General features: G+C 44.4%; 14 protein-coding genes. 8 read left to right on the forward strand and 6 right to left on the reverse strand.

Features of this window, described 5'->3' with window-relative positions; translation table 11 throughout:
* The first annotated feature begins 240 nt into the window (after nt 1–240).
* From pheT to SIO70_RS32990, 5 genes are all read left to right on the forward strand, one after another.
* Entirely contained in the window at nt 241–2,661 is a 2,421-nt protein-coding gene (pheT, locus tag SIO70_RS32970) for a phenylalanine--tRNA ligase subunit beta (protein ID WP_320578161.1), read from the forward strand.
* A gap of 136 nt (nt 2,662–2,797) precedes the next feature.
* A complete protein-coding gene (locus SIO70_RS32975; RefSeq protein WP_320578163.1) occupies nt 2,798–3,100 on the forward strand; it encodes a hypothetical protein in 303 nt (100 codons plus the stop codon).
* 11 nt (nt 3,101–3,111) lie between these two features.
* Nucleotides 3,112–3,405 carry a cell division protein ZapA gene (locus SIO70_RS32980; RefSeq protein WP_146965154.1) on the forward strand — a complete coding sequence of 98 codons (294 nt, stop codon included), beginning with the start codon at nt 3,112–3,114 and terminating at the stop codon, nt 3,403–3,405.
* A gap of 435 nt (nt 3,406–3,840) precedes the next feature.
* Nucleotides 3,841–5,406, forward strand: a complete 1,566-nt coding sequence (rny, locus tag SIO70_RS32985; protein ID WP_320578167.1) for a ribonuclease Y — start codon at nt 3,841–3,843, stop codon at nt 5,404–5,406.
* 88 nt (nt 5,407–5,494) lie between these two features.
* Complete coding sequence (locus SIO70_RS32990) at nt 5,495–6,316, forward strand: purine-nucleoside phosphorylase (RefSeq protein WP_320578169.1); 822 nt, start codon at nt 5,495–5,497, stop codon at nt 6,314–6,316.
* A 108-nt stretch (nt 6,317–6,424) separates the two neighbouring features.
* Here SIO70_RS32990 and scpB read toward each other — a convergent pair whose 3' ends face one another.
* From scpB to SIO70_RS33010, 4 genes are all read right to left on the reverse strand, one after another.
* A complete protein-coding gene (scpB, locus tag SIO70_RS32995; protein ID WP_320578171.1) occupies nt 6,425–7,606 on the reverse strand; it encodes an SMC-Scp complex subunit ScpB in 1,182 nt (393 codons plus the stop codon).
* A 128-nt stretch (nt 7,607–7,734) separates the two neighbouring features.
* Nucleotides 7,735–8,634, reverse strand: a complete 900-nt coding sequence (gene atpG, locus SIO70_RS33000) for an ATP synthase F1 subunit gamma (RefSeq protein ID WP_320578173.1) — start codon at nt 8,632–8,634, stop codon at nt 7,735–7,737.
* A 229-nt stretch (nt 8,635–8,863) separates the two neighbouring features.
* On the reverse strand, nt 8,864–9,730 hold the full coding sequence (locus tag SIO70_RS33005; protein WP_320578175.1) for a WG repeat-containing protein: 867 nt from the start codon (nt 9,728–9,730) through the stop codon (nt 8,864–8,866).
* 311 nt (nt 9,731–10,041) lie between these two features.
* The gene (locus SIO70_RS33010) at nt 10,042–10,623 is read right to left on the reverse strand and encodes a DJ-1/PfpI family protein (RefSeq protein ID WP_320578177.1); all 582 of its coding nucleotides are present in this window, start codon (nt 10,621–10,623) and stop codon (nt 10,042–10,044) included.
* A gap of 114 nt (nt 10,624–10,737) precedes the next feature.
* Here SIO70_RS33010 and SIO70_RS33015 point away from each other — a divergent pair, with 114 nt between their 5' ends.
* A complete protein-coding gene (locus tag SIO70_RS33015) occupies nt 10,738–11,127 on the forward strand; it encodes a DUF1016 N-terminal domain-containing protein (RefSeq protein ID WP_320578178.1) in 390 nt (129 codons plus the stop codon).
* Here the strand turns inward: SIO70_RS33015 and SIO70_RS33020 are convergent.
* Nucleotides 11,124–12,728, reverse strand: coding sequence for a RagB/SusD family nutrient uptake outer membrane protein (locus SIO70_RS33020; protein WP_320578180.1), 1,605 nt, complete (start codon nt 12,726–12,728; stop codon nt 11,124–11,126). The genes SIO70_RS33015 and SIO70_RS33020 overlap by 4 nt on opposite strands.
* Nucleotides 12,729–12,748: 20 nt before the next feature.
* Nucleotides 12,749–15,748 carry a TonB-dependent receptor gene (locus SIO70_RS33025; RefSeq protein WP_320578182.1) on the reverse strand — a complete coding sequence of 1,000 codons (3,000 nt, stop codon included), beginning with the start codon at nt 15,746–15,748 and terminating at the stop codon, nt 12,749–12,751.
* 312 nt (nt 15,749–16,060) lie between these two features.
* On the opposite strand from SIO70_RS33025, the gene SIO70_RS33030 reads away from it, so the two are divergent.
* Nucleotides 16,061–17,431: a DUF1080 domain-containing protein gene (locus SIO70_RS33030; protein ID WP_320578184.1), complete on the forward strand. Its 1,371-nt coding sequence runs from the start codon at nt 16,061–16,063 to the stop codon at nt 17,429–17,431.
* A 267-nt stretch (nt 17,432–17,698) separates the two neighbouring features.
* A complete protein-coding gene (locus SIO70_RS33035; RefSeq protein ID WP_320578186.1) occupies nt 17,699–19,444 on the forward strand; it encodes a DUF885 domain-containing protein in 1,746 nt (581 codons plus the stop codon).
* The last annotated feature ends 216 nt before the right edge of the window (nt 19,445–19,660 follow it).

The raw sequence follows: 19,660 nt of genomic DNA on the forward strand, positions 1-19,660 counted from the left end.
ATTATTAACGCACAATCCCCACACAAAGGTGCACATAATCACAAACATTGTTAAAAAAGTTTTTCCCCAATGGTTTGGAGATATGCCTGCTGTGATTATCGGCGGACTTATCCACATCCTGCAAAGATCGCTCCTTTTTAGTTGAGATTGCTAACACTTCTTAGTCAGATTTGTGCAATGCGACCAACATTGGCACATTCGTACATTAATTTTACCTTTACGCACTTATTAATTAATCAAATGACTATTTCATACAATTGGCTGTGTGACTATTTGCCGGTGAAACCAACACCGGAGGAACTATCTGTGATCCTGACACGCATAGGTCTGGAAGTTGAAAGCCTGGAAAAATTCGAATCTGTTAAAGGCAGTCTGGAAGGACTTGTCATCGGAGAAGTACTCACCGCAGTACCACATCCCAATGCTGACAAACTGAGACTGACTACTGTCAATATCGGTGCCGCTGAGCCCCTCAACATTGTTTGTGGTGCGCCGAACGTAGCTGTTGGACAAAAAGTAGTGGTGGCCCCCATCGGTGTGACCATCTACCCTGCCACCGGCGAACCGCTGACCATGAAGAAAGCTAAGATCCGTGGCGAAGAAAGCCATGGTATGATCTGCGCTGAAGATGAAATCGGCCTCGGTAGCAGTCATGCAGGTATCCTTGTGCTGGATCCTTCCCTGACCCCAGGTACCCCTGCCCGCGAAATCTTCAAACCTTTTGAGGACTGGGTGTACGAAATCGGCCTTACCCCTAACCGCATGGATGCTATGAGTCATCTCGGCGTGGCAAAGGATGTGTGTGCTTACCTGAACAATACCGGCAATACGCTCGATAACAAAGCAAAAGTCCCTGCACTGGCTCCATTGCCTGAAGCAAATGATCGCTACGACATCGCCGTAACCATCGAAAATCCTACTGCCTGTCCTCGTTATGCAGGTATCACCCTCACCGGGGTGAAAGTAGGCCCTTCTCCGGCATGGCTGGCACATCGCCTGCAGGCAATCGGCATCCGTTCTATTAATAATGTAGTGGATATCACCAACTTCATCCTACATGAAACGGGTCAGCCACTGCATGCTTTCGATGCTGATACCATCAAAGGCCGCAAGGTCCTGGTCAAGAACCTGCCACAGAATACCCTCTTCGTCACCCTCGACGAAAAAGAACGTAAACTGGACGCCGCTGACCTCGTGATCTGCAATGCAGACAGCGAACCAATGGCCCTGGCCGGTGTATTCGGTGGCCTGCACACAGGTGTTAGTAATACCACTACCAATATCTTCCTGGAAAGCGCCTGCTTCGCTGCTGCCAGCATTCGTCCTACTTCTTTCCGTCATGGATTGCGCACAGACGCTGCTGCCCGTTTTGAAAAAGGTGTGGATATCTCAGGTACCGTATACGTTTTACAACGTGCCGCTGCCCTGATCTGTGAACTGGCCGGTGGCCAGGCTGCATCAGGTATCATTGATGTGTATCCTGAACCTAAGCCAGCTGTGGAAGTGGAAACCTCCTGGAAATACATCCAGAAGTTAAGCGGTAAAGCCTACCCTGCTGATAAAGTTGAACGGATCCTGGTGAGCCTTGGATTCACATTCCTCTCTAAGACTGAAGAGCGCTTCCGCGTAGCAGTTCCTTTCTCCAAACCTGATATCAGCATTCCTGCAGATATCGTGGAAGAAGTAATGCGCATAGATGGCCTGGATAATATTGACATTCCTACACAGGTGGTGATCACCCCATCTCCGGCTTCCCGTCCTGACAAGGAAAAGATCCGTGAAAAGGTGGCTAACTACCTGGCGTCGAATGGTTTCAATGAGATCTTTACCAACTCCATCACGAACAGCAAGTACTACACACCTGAAGTACTGGCTACGACCGTTCGTATGATCAACAGTCTGACCGAAGACCTGGACATCATGCGTCCTTCTATGCTGGAAACCGGCCTGGAAAGTGTATCGCACAACCTGAACCGTAGAAATGACAACCTGTTGTTCTTCGAATTCGGTAATACTTACGCTACCTACGGCGAACATAAATATGAAGAAACTGCTCACCTGAGCCTGTACCTCACTGGTCAGAAGGTGGCAGAAAGCTGGTTGCACAAAGCAGCACCGGTTGACTTCTACTTCCTGAAAGGGTATGTGCAAAATGTATTGCAACTACTGGGTATCAAAGGATTGCAATGGAAAGAAGGAGAACAGAATACCTGGGAGATCGTAGTAAAAAACAAATCGGTGGTGACCCTCGGTGCTGTGGATAACGCAAAACTGAAACAGTTCGACATCAAACAACCGGTATGGTTTGCAGATTTCAACTGGCTGAATTTGATAAGCCTGTTGCAAAAAACAGAAAGCTTCTATAAAGAGATTCCGAAGTTCCCATCCGTACGTCGTGACCTGGCACTCATCCTTGACAAACAGGTGAAATACGCTGCAGTAGAGGCCGCAGTAAAAACTGTGAAGTCTCCACTCCTGCAGGATGTGAACCTGTTCGACGTATTCGAAAGTGAAAAACTGGGTAATAATAAGAAGTCATACGCAGTAAGTTTCACCTTCCAGGATGCGCAAAAGACGTTGACTGACAAGGAGATCGATGCGGTAATGGAAAAGCTCATCAAAACATTCCAGGCACAGCTCCAGGCTGAGATCAGAAAATAATTAAGATGCTCCACTCAGGTATCATAGCCCAGGTGGAGCATTTTTGTTAAAATCTCTTGAATATTAATCTCCGGTAGTTTCTATTATCAATTCATAATCCGTAATTTGTACTCATAAGTACATTTGAACATTGGCTTTGGAGCAACACATACTACGAATTGAAGAAAAGCTGCAACAGTTGCTGAAAAAGCTGCAACAGGTGCAGTCGGAGAATGTATCGCTCAAAGAAACGTTGCAAATCAAGGACAACGAACTGATAATGAAGCAACAGCAGCTCGATGAGCTGGACAATAAGTTACACTTAGCCAGGATCGCGGGTGCTGCACAGGGTGCTCCCGGAGACAAGGAAGATGACGAAGAGTTTAAGAAGGAAATGCGCAATAAGATCAATGAATATATCAGGGAGATTGACCGCTGTATCGCCTTATTGAACATATAAACGACACAACCATGGAACCGCTGATCCCCATTAATATTATCGTAGCAGACAGGTCCTACAGATTAAAAATCAAGCCGGAAGAAGAAGAGGAAGTACGCCGGACCATGAAGGAAGTGAACGAAAAGATCATAGAATTCAAAACTGCGTATGCGGGCAAAGACTTACAGGATTATATCGCGATGGCGCTGATCATGTACGCGACCCATCCTGTTACCCACGGTGGAAAAGTGCAGGCTGGTCTGCAACCATTTCTGGAGGAAAAGCTGCAACATCTGGAGACATTGATCGATGAGCACTTAAAATAAATTCAACCAACCTCGGTTCAGGAAATGCAAAAGAGTCCCTATTAATAATTTAAAAATGAAGGAAATATATTAATATGCACCCTGAAAAGAAGATGTTTTGTAATAAAAAATGTTGAGTCTGGTAAGTGATGGATGATAGGAAGGGGCTGAAATGTTTTGAAAAAGTGGATTTCTAGAAAGTAATATATTCTAATATATAAATACGATATAGCAATTTAACGTTCAGCAAATTACTGTCGCTTCCCCGTTCATGAAAGCTGCGCCTGATGGCCCATACGGGGGTCTGGCCTGCCAAAATACCTACAAATCCTCAACTGTACTGCATTGCAGCACATTCTTTTTTGTATTTTCGCGAATCAGTTCTCACCCTCTACCTTTTCCACGGAATAGGGATGTGGCCAGGAATGCAACATAAATCAAGTTAAAATTATTGAAATGGAATCTACTTTAATCGTAGCAATAACAGCAGTAGCTGCGTTGATCATAGGAATACTGCTAGGCAAGGTTATATTTGCTAAGAACACACAAATAAAAATACAGGAAGCTGAGGCTCAGGCTCAAAAGATCGTAGAAGATGGGAAAGTAGCCGCTGAGAATGAGAAGAAGAATAGAATACTGGAAGCAAAGGAGAAATTCCTGCAGTTGAAAAGTGAGCATGAAAAAGAAACACTGGCCCGCAACCAGAAAATGGCAGATGCTGAAAACCGCATCAAACAGAAAGAACAGAGTCTGGCACAAAAGACGGAAACCTTAACGAAACAGATGCAGGAGAATGAGGCGATCAAGGAAAACCTGACCCGCCAGATGGAGCTGGTAGCTGTAAAACGTACCGAACTCGAAAAACACCAGGAAGAACATATTCGCCGTCTTGAAAAAGTAGCGGCACTCACAGCAGAAGAAGCACGTCATCAGCTCATCGAAAGCCTGAAAGAAGAAGCCCGCTCACAAGCCCTCTCTCACATACAGGAGATCATCGAAGATGCTAAACTGAAAGCAAACAAGGAAGCTAAGAAAATCATTATACAATCCATCCAGCGTACGGCTGCAGAGCAGACCATCGAAAACGCAATCACTGTGTTTAACCTGGAAAGTGATGAGATCAAAGGCCAGATCATTGGTCGTGAAGGTCGTAACATCCGCGCTATCGAAGCGGCTACCGGAGTAGACCTGATCGTAGACGACACCCCTGAAGCTATTGTATTATCTTCTTTTGACCCACTGCGTCGTGAAATCGCCCGTCTGTCCCTGCAAAGACTGGTACAGGATGGTCGTATTCACCCTGCACGTATCGAAGAAGTAGTTGAAAAAACGAAAAAACAACTGGAAGAACAGGTAATGGATATCGGTGAAAGAACCGTGATCGAACTGGGTATCCATGGTCTGCACAAGGAGCTGATCAGACTTGTAGGTAAGATGCGTTTCCGCTCTTCTTATGGTCAGAACCTGCTCATGCACTCCAAGGAAACAGCTAACCTGTGTGCGGTAATGGCAGCAGAACTGGGTCTGAACCCTAAACTGGCCAAACGTGCTGGTCTCCTCCATGATATTGGTAAAGTACCTGATGAAGAAACTGAACTGAGCCACGCCCTGCTGGGTGCCAAACTGGCTGAGAAATATGGTGAGCATGCAGCGGTAGTGAATGCGATCGGTGCACACCACGATGAAATGGAAATGCAATATGTGATCTCTCCGATAGTACAGGCTTGTGATGCCATTTCTGGTGCGCGTCCTGGTGCCCGTCGTGAAATCATGCAGAGCTACCTGCAGCGTATTAAAGACCTGGAAAACCTGGCGCTGGCACATGATGGTGTGGAAAAAGCGTATGCAATTCAGGCAGGTCGTGAGCTGCGTGTGATCGTAGAGAGTGAGAAAGTAACAGACAACGATGCAGATCGTCTTTCATTCGAGATCGCGAACAAGATCCAGAATGATATGCAGTATCCCGGACAAATTAAGGTGACCGTGATCAGGGAGAAACGTGCTGTTAATGTAGCGCGCTAATTCAGTAGAATTAATATATTTAAAGCAGGCCTGGAAGTTAGATTCCAGCCTGCTTTTTTAATTCCACTAATTATTTAACTCAATGATTATGCATCCCTTAGAATCACAGATCGAAGCAGCTGTCAATTATCTCTCTCCTTTTAATGTTGATAAAGCCCGCGTAGGTATCGTATTGGGCACAGGTCTGGGCCAGCTGGTACAACATATTGTTGTGAGCAAGACGATCTCATATTATGAGATACCCCATTTTTGCTTATCGACAGTAGAGTCGCATAAGGGTCAGCTGATCTTTGGTAAGATTGGTGAGACCCCTGTTATTGCGATGCAAGGGCGATTTCATTATTATGAAGGGTACTCCATGCAGCAGATTACATTTCCGATACGGGTGATGAAGGCGTTGGGGGTGGAGGAGCTATTATTGAGTAATGCCGCGGGTGGGATGCGACCGGCGTTTAAGAAGGGGGATATGGTGCTGTTGGATGATCATATTAATTTACAGCCGGAGAATCCGCTTCGGGGGTTGAATTCACCAGTGTTTGGCGTGAGGTTTCCGGATATGAGTATGCCTTATGATGAGGAGTTGGGGAAGTTGCTGAAGGTAGCGGCGCATAAGGTGGGGTATTTTTTGAGGACGGGGGTGTATGTGGCGGTACCTGGGCCTAATTTGGAGACGAGGGCAGAGTATAGGTTTTTGAGGATGATAGGGGGTGATATGGTGGGGATGAGTACGGTGCCGGAGGTGATAGTGGCGAACCAGATTAAGTTACCGTGTGCGGCGGTGAGTGTGATTACGGATGAGTGTGATCCGGATAATTTGCAGGCGGTGAGTATAGAGGAGATAATAGAGGTGGCGGGGAATACGGATAAGAAGTTGAGTGAGATATTTGTGGAGGTGGTGAAGCAGTTGTAGGGGCTTATTTTACAGAATTTGTTGCTGGCCTCAAAGGGGGCCACAGGCCCCTTCTGAGGCCAGTAAACAAAAACGCTTTTACCGGATGGCAAAAGCGTTTTTGTTTGTTTATTTTGAATGAGAAGGATGATCATCTTCTTCTTCATCATCTTCTTCATCTTCTTCGTCATCTTCTTCTTCGTCATCTTCATTTTCTTCGTCATCCTCGTCTTCATCGTCAAAGTCATCATCCTCATCGTCGTCCTCCTCCTCATCTTCTTCATCTTCATCCTCCCCATCCTCATCATCCTCATCATCCTCATCTTCTGTATCCTCCTCTTCTTCAAAATCATCTTCTTCCTCTTCATCCTCCCCTTCTTCCAATTCTTCCTCCGCCGGATCCGGCACATACACCACATCCTCAATATGTATCGTCTCTATAATCACATTATCAGGATACTCTTTTTTATCTTCATTTTCCCCTGCCGCAGGCTCTTCCTCACCCGCTTCTTCACTTTCAGCCGCAGGCTGCTCAACTTCCACCTCTTCCTCTCCCAACGCCAGTTCTGTATTCTCTCTCTCTTCTGTTTGCTCTTCCACCTCTCCCAACGCCAGTTCCAACTGCCCACTCACCTCATCTTCAATCACCGGAAAAATATCCTCCACCAACTCTCCATTCTCAGAAACAGACAATATCAGATTATCATCCTCCTGTCCATTTCCGCCGCCTACCCCCGTCATAAACGTTGGCTGCACCCCCTCTTCCTCAAACACTTCCTTCAACTTAGGCAGATCCGAAGCTGAATTCAACCCGAAATAATCCATAAACGCCTTCGAAGTCGTATACAACAGCGGCTTCCCTGGCAAAGTCTCACTCCTCCCGGAAATCACAATCAACTCCTTCTCCAACAATTTAGTAATGGAATAATCCGTACTCACCCCACGAATATGCTCAATCTCCCCTTTTGAAATAGGCTGCTTATACGCCACAATCGCCAGCGTCTCCAACGCTGCTGTAGACAGCCTTTTCAGGAACTTATCCCCATTCAGCTGCGCCACAGTCTGATAATATTCTTTCTTAGTCAGAAACTGAAACCCTCCCCCACTCTCTCTCACTTCAAATGCATAAAACTCCGAGCTATACTTTTCCCGTATAGCCTCAATTGCCGTCTCCACCTGGTCAACAGTAACCCTGTCTTCCAAAAAAGCCAGTGCATTATTCAACAAGTCCGTGATATCCAGCACAGGCAGGGGTCTGTCAGCAGCGAATATCAGTGATTCAACATGAGGTATGATCTGTGAGATTTCCATTATCCGGTTTTCAATTGCTGGCGTCAGCGCCTATAAGCTAAAAAGTCAAAGACCGAAAATACAGTCTTTGACCTTTATGAAGAAATCAAAAATTATCGTTGTTAATACGATGTGTATAAGTCAGGCTATTAACCTTCCAATGCCGCTGCACCACTCACAATCTCAGTCAGTTCGGTTGTAATCGCCGCCTGACGTGCACGGTTGTAGCTGATCTTATAGTTACGCAACAGTTCATTTGCATTCTCTGTCGCCTTATCCATCGCCGTCATACGAGCACCATGCTCAGAAGCATTCGCATCCAGCATCGCTTTGTACAACTGTGTATTCAGAATCTTCGGCATCAGTTCAGCAATCAAAGTTTGCTTTTCAGGCTCGAAGATAAAGTCAGCCTTCGCAGCTTTCTTGCCTTTAGCAGCAGGAACTTCTTCCTCCACCTTAGCGATTGGCAGGAATTGTTCAGCTTTATAAAACTGGGTAGCCGCATTTTTAAACTGGCTATAAATGATCTCAACGGCATCATATTGACCGCTGGTGAAACCATCCATTGCAACTGCAGCCGCTTCCTTCACGTGATCGAAATCCAGGTGAGCAAACAGGTGCCAGTAAGTGTCGTTCATTTTGTAACCATTCTTACCAAAATGCTCCCAACCTTTCTTACCGATAGGCAGGATAGTTACATGGCCTTTTTCAAACTGTTCCTGGTATTTTTCACGGATCACCTGCTTAGTCAGCTTGATCAGGTTTGAATTGTAAGCACCACATAAGCCTCTGTCCGAGGTTATTACAATTAGTAATACCTTTTCAACAGGACGCTCTGCTGCCAATGCCAGGTCAATGCTACCTTCACTGTTGGAAACAATGTTTTGCAACATTTCCTGCAATTTAACGGCATAAGGACGCATTAGTAAAATTGCATCCTGCGCACGACGCAGTTTCGCAGCACTCACCATTTTCATAGCCTTAGTGATCTGCAGGTTAGACTGTGTGGACTTAATTCGGTTGCGAACTTCTTTAAGCTGACCGGACATAATGTTTTATGTATTACGTAAAGTTTATATGACTAAAAGCTCTTTAGGAGCTCCTGAATTTGGCTGCAAAGGTAAGAAAAAGTAATTAAGATTGGTAGGATTGTGGATAGTTTGGTGTGAAACCAATGTGATCTTCGTCATATATTAATAATACTGTATGATAGGTTGAAACAAACAAAAAAGAAGCATACAATAACTATCTCCGGGAGGTAAAGAATCCTCTTCCCCCTCACTTCCCCGGCACTGACTCCGTCCATGTCTCATTCCCCTCCTTATCCACATACCCCACTTTCCCATTCAACTTAATCAACCCTCTCCCATTCTGGAAAATAACCGCATTATCATACTTACGCGCAATCACCTCCTTATTTGCCGTATCTATAAACCCAAACTTCCCACTCACCCCAACCGGCGCATACCCCTCATTAAAATTACCCACCCTGTCATACATAACAGGAATCACCACCTCTCCTTTATCATTCACAAACCCAAACTTATTATCCTGCTTTACCCAGGCCAGCCCATCCTTAAATGGCCCCACTTTATCATATTGAGTTCCAATAATCTGCCCCGTCTTCAAATTAGCACGCCCACATTTCTCCCCATTATAAATCAATACACTATGATGACTCACTCCACTTATCATATCATAAGCTGGTTTCAGGACTACCTTCCCCTTACTATTCACCATCCCATAAAATTCCCCCACTTTAATCCTCGCATATCCATCCTTTTCTGGCTTTACCTCCGCATAAACCGGCGCCACCCATTCCTTTCCCGTACTATCCAGCAATCCCTGCTTCTGTTTCTTACTCACAAATAAGAATGGCCCCTTCACCCATGCAGAATCATACTTATAAGCAGAATGCTTCCCATTAGCAAACACGAATCCATACTTTCCCTTCGACTTCACAGGGGCTACTCCATGCACAAATTCACCCACCGCCTCATACTGAGCAGGGATCATTTCATGACCTGCGGCATCATTGAAGCCATATTTTCCATCTTTCTGGAATTTCACCAGGGAGTCAGCTTGCTGCGCATGAGCGAAAATTGCCGGACACAGGAGGAAAGAGAGGAGGAAATATCGTTTCATAGGAAAAGGATTGTATACCAAAAATAATAAATATCATTGAATTATGTATAAAAAGGCCTTTGCGTGTGCAAAGGCCTTTCCTTTAAAAACTTTTAAAGCTTGAAAAAATTACAACTTCAAAAGTTAAAACGCTAAAAACTCAAAACATTACAACGCTAAAATGTCAAAACATTAATTAGTCAAAACGTTAAAAACGTTACAACATTAGAAACTTCAAAAGTTTAAACATTAAAAATTTAAACCGTTAAATGATTAAAAAAGTAAAACATTAAAAACTTCAAAAAACGCTAAAAACCTAAAAGCATACCAACTCATAATTTAATCTCCGTTCCCAACACCTTCAAAAAAGCAGCAATCCATTGTGGATGCGCCGGCCATGCAGGTGCCGTCACTAAATTTCCATCCGTCACCGCCTCATCTACATTCACAGCAGCATAATGCCCACCGGCAATTGTCACTTCTGGTCCCACTGCCGGATAAGCTGTCAATGTCCTGCCTCTTACCACATCCGCCACTGTCAATATCTGAATACCATGACAAATTGCAGCAATCGGTTTATCTGCATGTGCAAAATGTTTTACCAGTTCTATTACACGTGCATCGAGTCTTAAATATTCTGGTGCTCTTCCACCTGCAATCACCAATGCATCGTATTTGTCAGGTTTTACATCCGAAAAAGAAGCATTCAGGATAAAGTTGTGACCACGTTTTTCACTATATGTCTGATCACCTTCAAAATCGTGGATGGCGGTGATGACTTTATCCCCTGCCGATTTATCAGGACATACTGCATGTACATGATGGCCGACCATCAGTAACATTTGAAAAGGTACCATGGTTTCGTAATCTTCTGCATAGTCTCCGGTGAGGAAAAGGATGTTTTTTTGAGCCATGAGAGAAGGGGGTTTTTAAGGGTGAGATTAAAGATAGTGAATAAATTTTTTTATGCACAACTGCAACTTTTTTCCACCTAAAGCGACTAATTCATAACAAGTAAAATCATTTTTATGGAGACACGTTTTGATGAAGTCATCTTGCTTATAAAACAGGCAAGAAGCAACGCCATCAAGCAAGTTAATATTGAGTTGATCAATTTACACTGGCAGGTAGGGGCGTATATAAGTAATAAAGTTGCAAATGCTATTTGGGGTAATAAAACGGTAACCGAACTAGCAGATCATATTGAAAAACATCATCCGGATCTGAAAGGATTTACCCGTAGAAATTTGTACAATATGAAACAATTTTACGAGGCATACATCCCATCATTAAATAATGATAACCAATCAGATATAATTGTACAATCAGTGATTGCACAATTTAACCAAACAACTAATATCTCAACAAAACATAAATTGTGCAGACACCGTCTGCACAATTTATACTCACAACTTTAATACCCCGCATTCTGCCCAAAATCATTACTACTCCTATCAATCTGATCCTGCGGTATCGGTCTTAACACATGCTTCTCCGCTATATTCACCCCGCCCTGCGGATTATGCAACCTCACCCTCTCCAACAACTTCCCCGTCCGCACCAAATCAAACCATCCCATCTGCTCCCCTACCAACTCTCTCCCTCGCTCATCCAATATAAAATCTATACTCAAATCACCCTCCCCAATCTTCATCGCCTCCTTATGCGCATCCGTCTCCGCATCACTCGCCCCCACCTTCGCCGACCGCACACGCAATGTATTGATATACCCCACCGCCGTCGCATTATCCCCCTTCTTCATATACGCCTCCGCCGCTATCAAATAATCCTCTGCCAACCTATAAGCTATAAAAGGCCGCACACCACTCGCCTGATTATCCGGCCGCAACGCATCCGCAAACTTATTCAATGATGGATACAACTTCTCTGTATAGTTACGAGGCGGCACATACAAATACTTCTTACCCGCTATCTCTGCATCCGTCACATCTACCCCAGGCATATACACCGAAGTATCGCCCACCTTCAACTTATCTGTCGCCGTATTACAATACCAAACCCTCGTAAAAAACTTCTCATACCGCCCATCATTCACCCGATCCCTATACAACGTATCCAACAAAAACTTCGTCGGCCTAAACCGTTTCCACGGCGTCCCATTCGCCAAATCCCGCTTCATCCCCGACAACACATCATATTGCATTAAAAAGAACCTGCACGCATTATTATCCGACGAATTATACAACGCATCATTCACATACTGCACCGCAAACACCGTCTCATTATTCTTCTCATTCCCCTGCGCCCATACCTGCCCCACATCCGGCAATAACTGAAACCCATACTGAGATATTACCCTTGTCGAATACACCGCCGCACTATCATAATCCGTACCCACCGCCGATGTAGAAGATGCCCTCGTTAAATATACCCGCGCCAATAAATGCTCCGCCGCCGGCTTCGTAGCACGCCCCCACTCTGTCTGCGACACCGGCAACACCGCCGCCGCATATTGCAAATCACTTATCACCGATGCATATATAGCAGCCACCGGATCACGATGCGCCTCCGTCTCTATCGAAGTATTCTCTTTCAAATTCAACGGCACATCACCAAACAACTGCAACAATATAAAATAGTAATTCGCCCTGCAAAACCGCGCCTGCGCCACTCCCGATTTCTTAACTGCCGAGTCAAGTCCCGGTATCGCATCGGCCCTCGTCGTCACCACATTACACACATTGATCGCCTGGTAAAACCCATTCCAGATCTCCCTCAAATGCGCATAACTTGGATTCAACTGCGACGTATACTGGTTCACAAACTTAAAATCCCCATCCGACCCATTCGTATACGTATCCGTTCCAAACACACTCACCGTCATCCCCCGCTCTGTACTATAAAAGTTTCTCAACCCCGCATAACTACCACTCACCGCCGTCGAAAACCCTGCCGGCGTATTATAAAAATCATCCGTCACATTCGTCACCACATCCTCATCCAACATCTTATTACACGATACCACCACTATGAATATTAAGAATAAGTACTTTTTCATGATCAAAATAATTTAAGAATTTAAAACGTTGCGTTTACTCCAAATTGCAACATCCACGTTGCCGGCGCATCTATACCAATCAAATTCACATCTTCCGGATCTATCCCTTTCCACTTCTGCCTGTATGGCGCCACTATCAACGGCTGCTTCAAATCCAATGAAAATCTTAACGACTCCATCTGCCACCGATCCATCACCTTCTTCGGCAACGCATACCCCAATCCTATATTTCTGATCTTGAAATAAGATCCATCAAAATAACTCAACGTATTATAGTTATTAGGCCGCTCCTGGTTTGAGTTCGGACGTGGAAATTCATTCGATGGATGCGCAGGCGTAAAGTAATTCACATCCAGGTTATTATACCTTCCAAACAACGTATTATAGGTCGCATAAAAATCACTCTTGACCATACTCCCCATTCTCGCAAATGCTACTATCGACAAATCAAATCCTTTATAACTAAACCGCTGCGTCATACCACCAGACCACTTCGGCTGCGATGATCCTAAGATCACCCTATCCTTATCATTCAATATCTTATCATTATTCACATCGGCCAACTGTATCTCACCCTGATGCTGTGTATACACCTGCGCCGCAGCTTCCGTCTGCCAGATACCCACTTTCTTATAATCGTAATACACATAGGTGGGCTGCCCCACAAACCATCCATTTCCTATATCCTGTGTCTTGCCCTCTCCCAATGCCAATATCTTTTCACGATTTATAAAAAAGTTCACATCCATCGTCCAGCTAAACCCACTCTTCGATTCTATATTCACTGTCGAAATCCCTACCTCTATCCCTTTATTCTGCGTCATTCCCGTATTCTCCAACACATAATCAAACCCATTACTATACGGCAGGAATCGCTGTAATAACAAATCTGTCGTCTTCTGTTTATACACATCCACCGTACCACTGATCCTTCCCTTCAGCACACTAAAATCCAACCCTATGTTCGATGATGTTGTCGTCTCCCACGTCAGATTAGGATTGCGCAATAAGATGGGTGAATACCCCAACGTTCCCTTATTATTAAATGAATAAGTCGTTCTTCCTAACAATCCCTGCGTGGCATAAGGCGGTATCCCCGTATTCCCGATCTTACCATAACTCGCACGTAATTTCAAATTATCAAAGAATGTCACGCCCTGCATAAAATGCTCTTTCGTTATATTCCAACCCAACGCGACTGATGGAAAATAACCCCACTTATGTCCCGGTGCAAAACGACTGGAACCATCTGCACGCAAAGTGAGTGTTACCAGGTATCTATCATCATACCCATAATTCACACGACCCATATAAGAAAGGATCGTCCACGTACCCAAACTACTCCCTATCCCCGTCACATTCGCTGCCTGCCCTAATCCATAATACTGCTGCCACTCCACCGGAATACCTCTCACTGATGCAGAACTACTATCTTCCCGCTGCCTCTGCACACTATACAATGCCGTCACACCAAGATTATGTTTCTGCCGAAAGGTCTTATTATAAGTCAACAGGTTCTCCACTGTATACGCCCACACAAACTGACTTTGTTTGGTCGCCGTCGCATCACCTCCTCCTATGAGCAGGTCTGTACTATTCTTTCCTAAAAACAACCCATAATTATTCTGCTGTAAATCTGTCCCTACATTCAGGCGATATTTCAAACCATCGAGAATGGTCACTTCGCCATACAGACTATTGAAAAACCGAAGATGATACAAATTTTCTACCCTGTTGCCAGGTACATAATTCAACAATGCATTCGGCTGCTGGTTATCACCAGTAGGATAAGTAATAAGATTTCCATTGGCATCATAAGGATCTGCTATCGGCAACATTTTCAACGCATCTCCCATACCATTATAACTACTGCCTTTGCGCGTACTATAAGCAGCCAGCATCGAAGTGCCTACTGTAATACGTTTACTGATTTCCTGGTCCACTGCTACATGCAGATTATAGCGCTCATAACTTTGTAATTTCAATACCCCCTGGTCTTTAAAGTATCCACCCGTCACTGCATACTTTGTTTTTTCTGATCCTCCACTCACACCCAAGGCATGCCTCGTTTGCCAACCCGGACTAATCAACAACGACTGCCAATCTGTATTCACGCCTCTCTTTATATTCGCCAACTCTGTCGCATTAAAGATCTTGGCATCCGAAGCTTCCGGGTTGCTATCGTCATAAGACCCTGTGTTACGATAAGCCTCTCTCTTCATTTCAGTATACTGCTGCGCATCCATCATATCCGTACGCCCCAGTGCATGCACATACCCATACAACCCACTATAACTCACCACCGGTTTATTCCCACTCTTCCCTTTTCGCGTAGTGATCAGCACTACGCCATTCGCACCTCGCGAACCATAAATAGCAGTCGCAGATGCATCCTTCAAAATATCCATCGACATGATATCCGGGGGATTGATATCATTCATCGCCCCTGCAAAAGGAATTCCATCTACTACATACAAAGGATCATTTCCGGCAGAAAGCGATCGCGTTCCCCGCACACGTACCCTCGGCTCATCACCCGGCTTCGCACTATTATTAATGACATCTATACCAGGGGTCCTCCCCTGCAATGCCTGTTGCGCATTTGTAACCGGTACTTCCATAATCGCCTTGCTGCTGATAGAAGCAATAGAACCGGTCACATCTTTCTTCTTTTGTTGTCCATAACCAACTACGACAACTTCTTCGAGTTTCTTGTTGTCTTCGGCCAACTTCACATCAATCGACGATCGGTTGTTAACTGGAATTTCCTGTGGCAAATAACCAATAAATGAGATGACAATGGTGGCGCCGGGCGAGACTTTGAGCTTATAAGCTCCCATGTTGTCGGTGACAGTTCCGGTCGATTTTCCTTTCACAGCTACAGTAGCACCAATCACAGGTGTTCCATCTGACGCAGTTACTCTTCCCGAAAGGTTCACCAACTGTTGTGCGCGTATCAGGGTTCCCAACAATAGCAGATACAGGAGTATCACCCCCGTTTTCGATAACGTGTGTTTCATTACGTAGAATTTTAGAGTAACAGAATAAGTACTTAGTTTATTTTGAGTATACAATGAGCCCTTCCTTTTCCAGCGGGTAATAACTACAGCTTATTTATGATCAATTTTAATCCAGGTTTTTCTTACAATTCCGCGTCGGGGCAATACAAGTTAAGTAGATTCGTTATAAATTGCAAACGATTGCATAAATTTAGAGACAAGTTAGTACTGCTTAGATAAATTGAATTTCTACCGTTCATCACATTAATGGTGCAATCGGTTGAATAAATGAAGGTTAATATTTATTTTTAAAACTAGTTTTGGTTCAATGTTATGAAAAACACGTTACTGGTCTGTAGTGTCCTGTTCCTCAGTAGTTGGGCAACGGCACAAAAGAAAGCTCAATGGCATTCACTCTACAATGGTAAGGACCTCACGGGATGGAAAGAAGTAAATGGGACAGCTACCTATGAGGCCAAAAAAGATGAAATCGTGGGCACATCCGTCACGGGAAGTCCAAATTCTTTTCTTGCTACCACAAAAGACTACGGTGATTTTATTTTAGAGCTGGAACTCAAGCTCGATGCGGAAATGAACTATGGTATTCAATTCCGCTCGGAAAGCAAACCTGACTATAACAATGGTCGGGTACACGGTTACCAGATGGAAGTAGACCCTAGCGACAGGGCATGGAGTGGTGGTGTATATGATGAAGCTCGTCGTGGTTGGCTCTATCCGCTGGACCTGAATCCAGGTGCGCAAAAGGCGTTCAAAAAAAGTGACTGGAATAAATATAGAATAGAATGTCGTGGATCGGAGATCAGAACATGGATCAATGGCGTTGCCTGTGCACATGTGATCGACGACATGACATTAAAGGGTTTCATCGCCCTGCAGGTGCACCAGATCTACAAGCCTGAAGACAAAGGCAAACAGATCCACTGGCGCAATATCCGCATATTAGAAAACCCGGATGCTTCACAATATTCTCCTTACGATAATATCTATGTGGTGAATAATGTTCCGAACACGGTGTCTCCACAGGAGCAGAAGAACGGGTATGCATTATTATGGGATGGCAAAACATCGAAAGGATGGAGAAGAGTGAATAAACAAGACTTCCCCACCACCGGCTGGACTATGGAAGATGGTTTACTCACTATCCACCAGTCTACCGGCGATGAAGAAGGTTCTGGTGGCGACATCATCACCGACAAACAATACGGTGCGTTCGATCTTGAGTTCGATTTCAAACTCACAGAAGGCGCTAACAGCGGTGTCAAATACTTTGTAAAAGAAGACTACGATACCAAAGGAAAATCAGCCATAGGCCTGGAATTCCAGGTACTGGACGATGAGCGCCACCCGGATGCCAAACTGGGCCGCGATGGAGACAGAACCCTGTCTTCTCTGTACGACCTGATCCCCAGGAAAAAGGATGCTAACCAGAATGCATTTAGAAAAATCGGTGAATGGAACCATGGCCGTGTCATTGTATATCCAAATAATCATGTGGAACATTGGCTGAATGGCATAAAGATGGTAGCGTATGAAAGAGGGTCTAAAGAATTTAAAGACCTTGTAGCGATTTCTAAATACAAAAATTGGAATAACTTTGGTCTTTGGCCAGAAGGGCACATCTTACTCCAGGATCATGGTAATACTGTATCCTTTCGTAGCATAAAAATCAAAAATTTAAAATAGGTTAACAAGTTGCCTTTAATTATTAACCTAATTTTGCAGCGGGTATATTAAGCCGGAGTCGACTGTAAAGTGAAAATTTCAAATGAAACCGGGCTGGAGCTTAAACGATTGAGTAAACCAGCAAGCATTTGAAATGAATGGAGTTAAGCTGATAAATACCTGATTTTAATAAGTTTTCATTGTTCACTGTTCTATATAAAACATTCCGATTCTTCGGAGTGTTTTTTTATTTTACGCCAGTTTCCATCAACAAAATCTAAGTTAACAATGCTGTTTAAAAAGCACTATCTCCTACTGCCATCGATGCTGCTGGCAATGGCTTGTGGTCAGCCTGGCAAGAAATCCGGCAATGATGCCGATTCGCTGCACCACCTCGTCCAAAAATATTATGATGACAGAATGGAACTGTTTCCACTGGAAGCAACCATGAATGGAGAACATCAGTATGATAGTCTCCTGCAAATTGACATCAGCGAACAGTTCCGTCATCGCACCGATAGCTTTTACACCAGCTACTTAACAGCACTCAATGGTGTAGATACTGCAGGCCTTACGCCCAATGACCTGATCAGTTATCTCATGCTGCAACGCGACCTCACCCTGAGCAAAGAGCGCCTGAAATTCCCTGATCATTACATGCCGTTTGATCAATTCAGTGGCCTTACCTTAATGCTCCCTTTACTAGGCTCTGGCGCCAGCGCTCAACCATTCAAAACTAATGACGACTACCGCCATTTCATGTCCCGCATGAAATCATTCTCTGAATGGGCAGACACAGCTATTGCAAACATGCGCAAAGGCATGGAAACAGGTGTCGTATTACCCAAAACACTGGTTGTGAAAATACTTCCACAACTGGCTGACATCGCTAAGAAAGACACCGGCAATGTTTTCTATGCACCCCTCAGAACCCTGAAGGATACTGCACTCGCTACTGCCTACAAAGCATGCATCGAACAGTATATCTTACCTTCTTATGCACGGCTGCACGACTTTATCGAAAAAGAATACCTGCCCAAAGCACGCACTACCAGCGGTTATGGCGCACTGCCTAACGGTAAAGACTGGTACGCGCTCTATAGCAAATACTGGACGACCACCAACTTCACACCTGACGAAATCTTTGCCATCGGTGAAAAAGAAGTAGCCCGCATCAAAGGTGAAATGGAAAAGGTAATGACGGAAACTGGCTGGAAAGGCGATCTGCCCTCCTTCTTTACGTACATCAGAACCGACAAAAAATTCAAGATCTTCTCTACCCCCAAACAAATCCTCGATAGCTTCGCAAGTATCAAAGACAGGATTATGCCAAAGGTAAAAGAACTGTATGGTCACCTGCCAAAGACACCTTTCGAAATCAGGCAGACAGAAGCTTTCCGGGCCGCCTCTGCCAGTGCGGAATACATGCAGGGTGCTGCAGATGGTTCAAGACCAGGTGTATTCTACGTACCCATTCTGAATGCAAAAGAATTTGGTTACACCGGTATGCAATGCCTGTTTCTGCACGAAGCAATACCCGGTCACCACTTCCAGATCTCTATTCAACAGGAGAACGATTCGTTGCCAAAATTCCGCAGATTTAACTGGATCGGGGCATATGGGGAAGGTTATGCACTATATTGCGAAAGCCTTGGTAAAGAGTTAGGAATATATACAGATCCGTACATGTATTTCGGTAGGTTGAGTGATGAAATTCATCGCGCCATCAGACTCGTTGTGGATGTAGGTTTGCACTACAAAGGATGGACCCGTGAGCAAGCCATCAAGTATATGCTTGATTATGAACCAACAAGCGAACAGGAAGCCACTGCAGAAATTGAGCGTTATATGGCTTTGCCGGCACAGGCTTTGTCGTATAAAATAGGCGAAATGAAAATCCGCGAATTGAGGAATAAGTATACTGCTGAGTTGGGAGATAAATTTAATATCAAAGATTTCCACGACGAATTGTTGAAAGATGGTTGTGTACCATTGGATGTGTTGGAAGAAAAGATGGCGAGGAAATTCAAATAATAACATTTTGCCCTTTGCAGATGCCATCATACTGCAAAGGGCAAACATTATGAAAAAATATATACACCATCAATTACTGTACAGCTTCCTGATAATCCGGATTTAACAATAAAATATGTGTTCGCTTTGAGAAAAGATACTTAAATTTATAGTGGGAAATATATAATTACAGGGAACATCGGAACCACCAAGGTTTTAAGGAACGTTGCCATATCA

It is taken from the genome of Chitinophaga sancti (assembly GCF_034087045.1).
Classification (GTDB): domain Bacteria; phylum Bacteroidota; class Bacteroidia; order Chitinophagales; family Chitinophagaceae; genus Chitinophaga; species Chitinophaga sancti_B.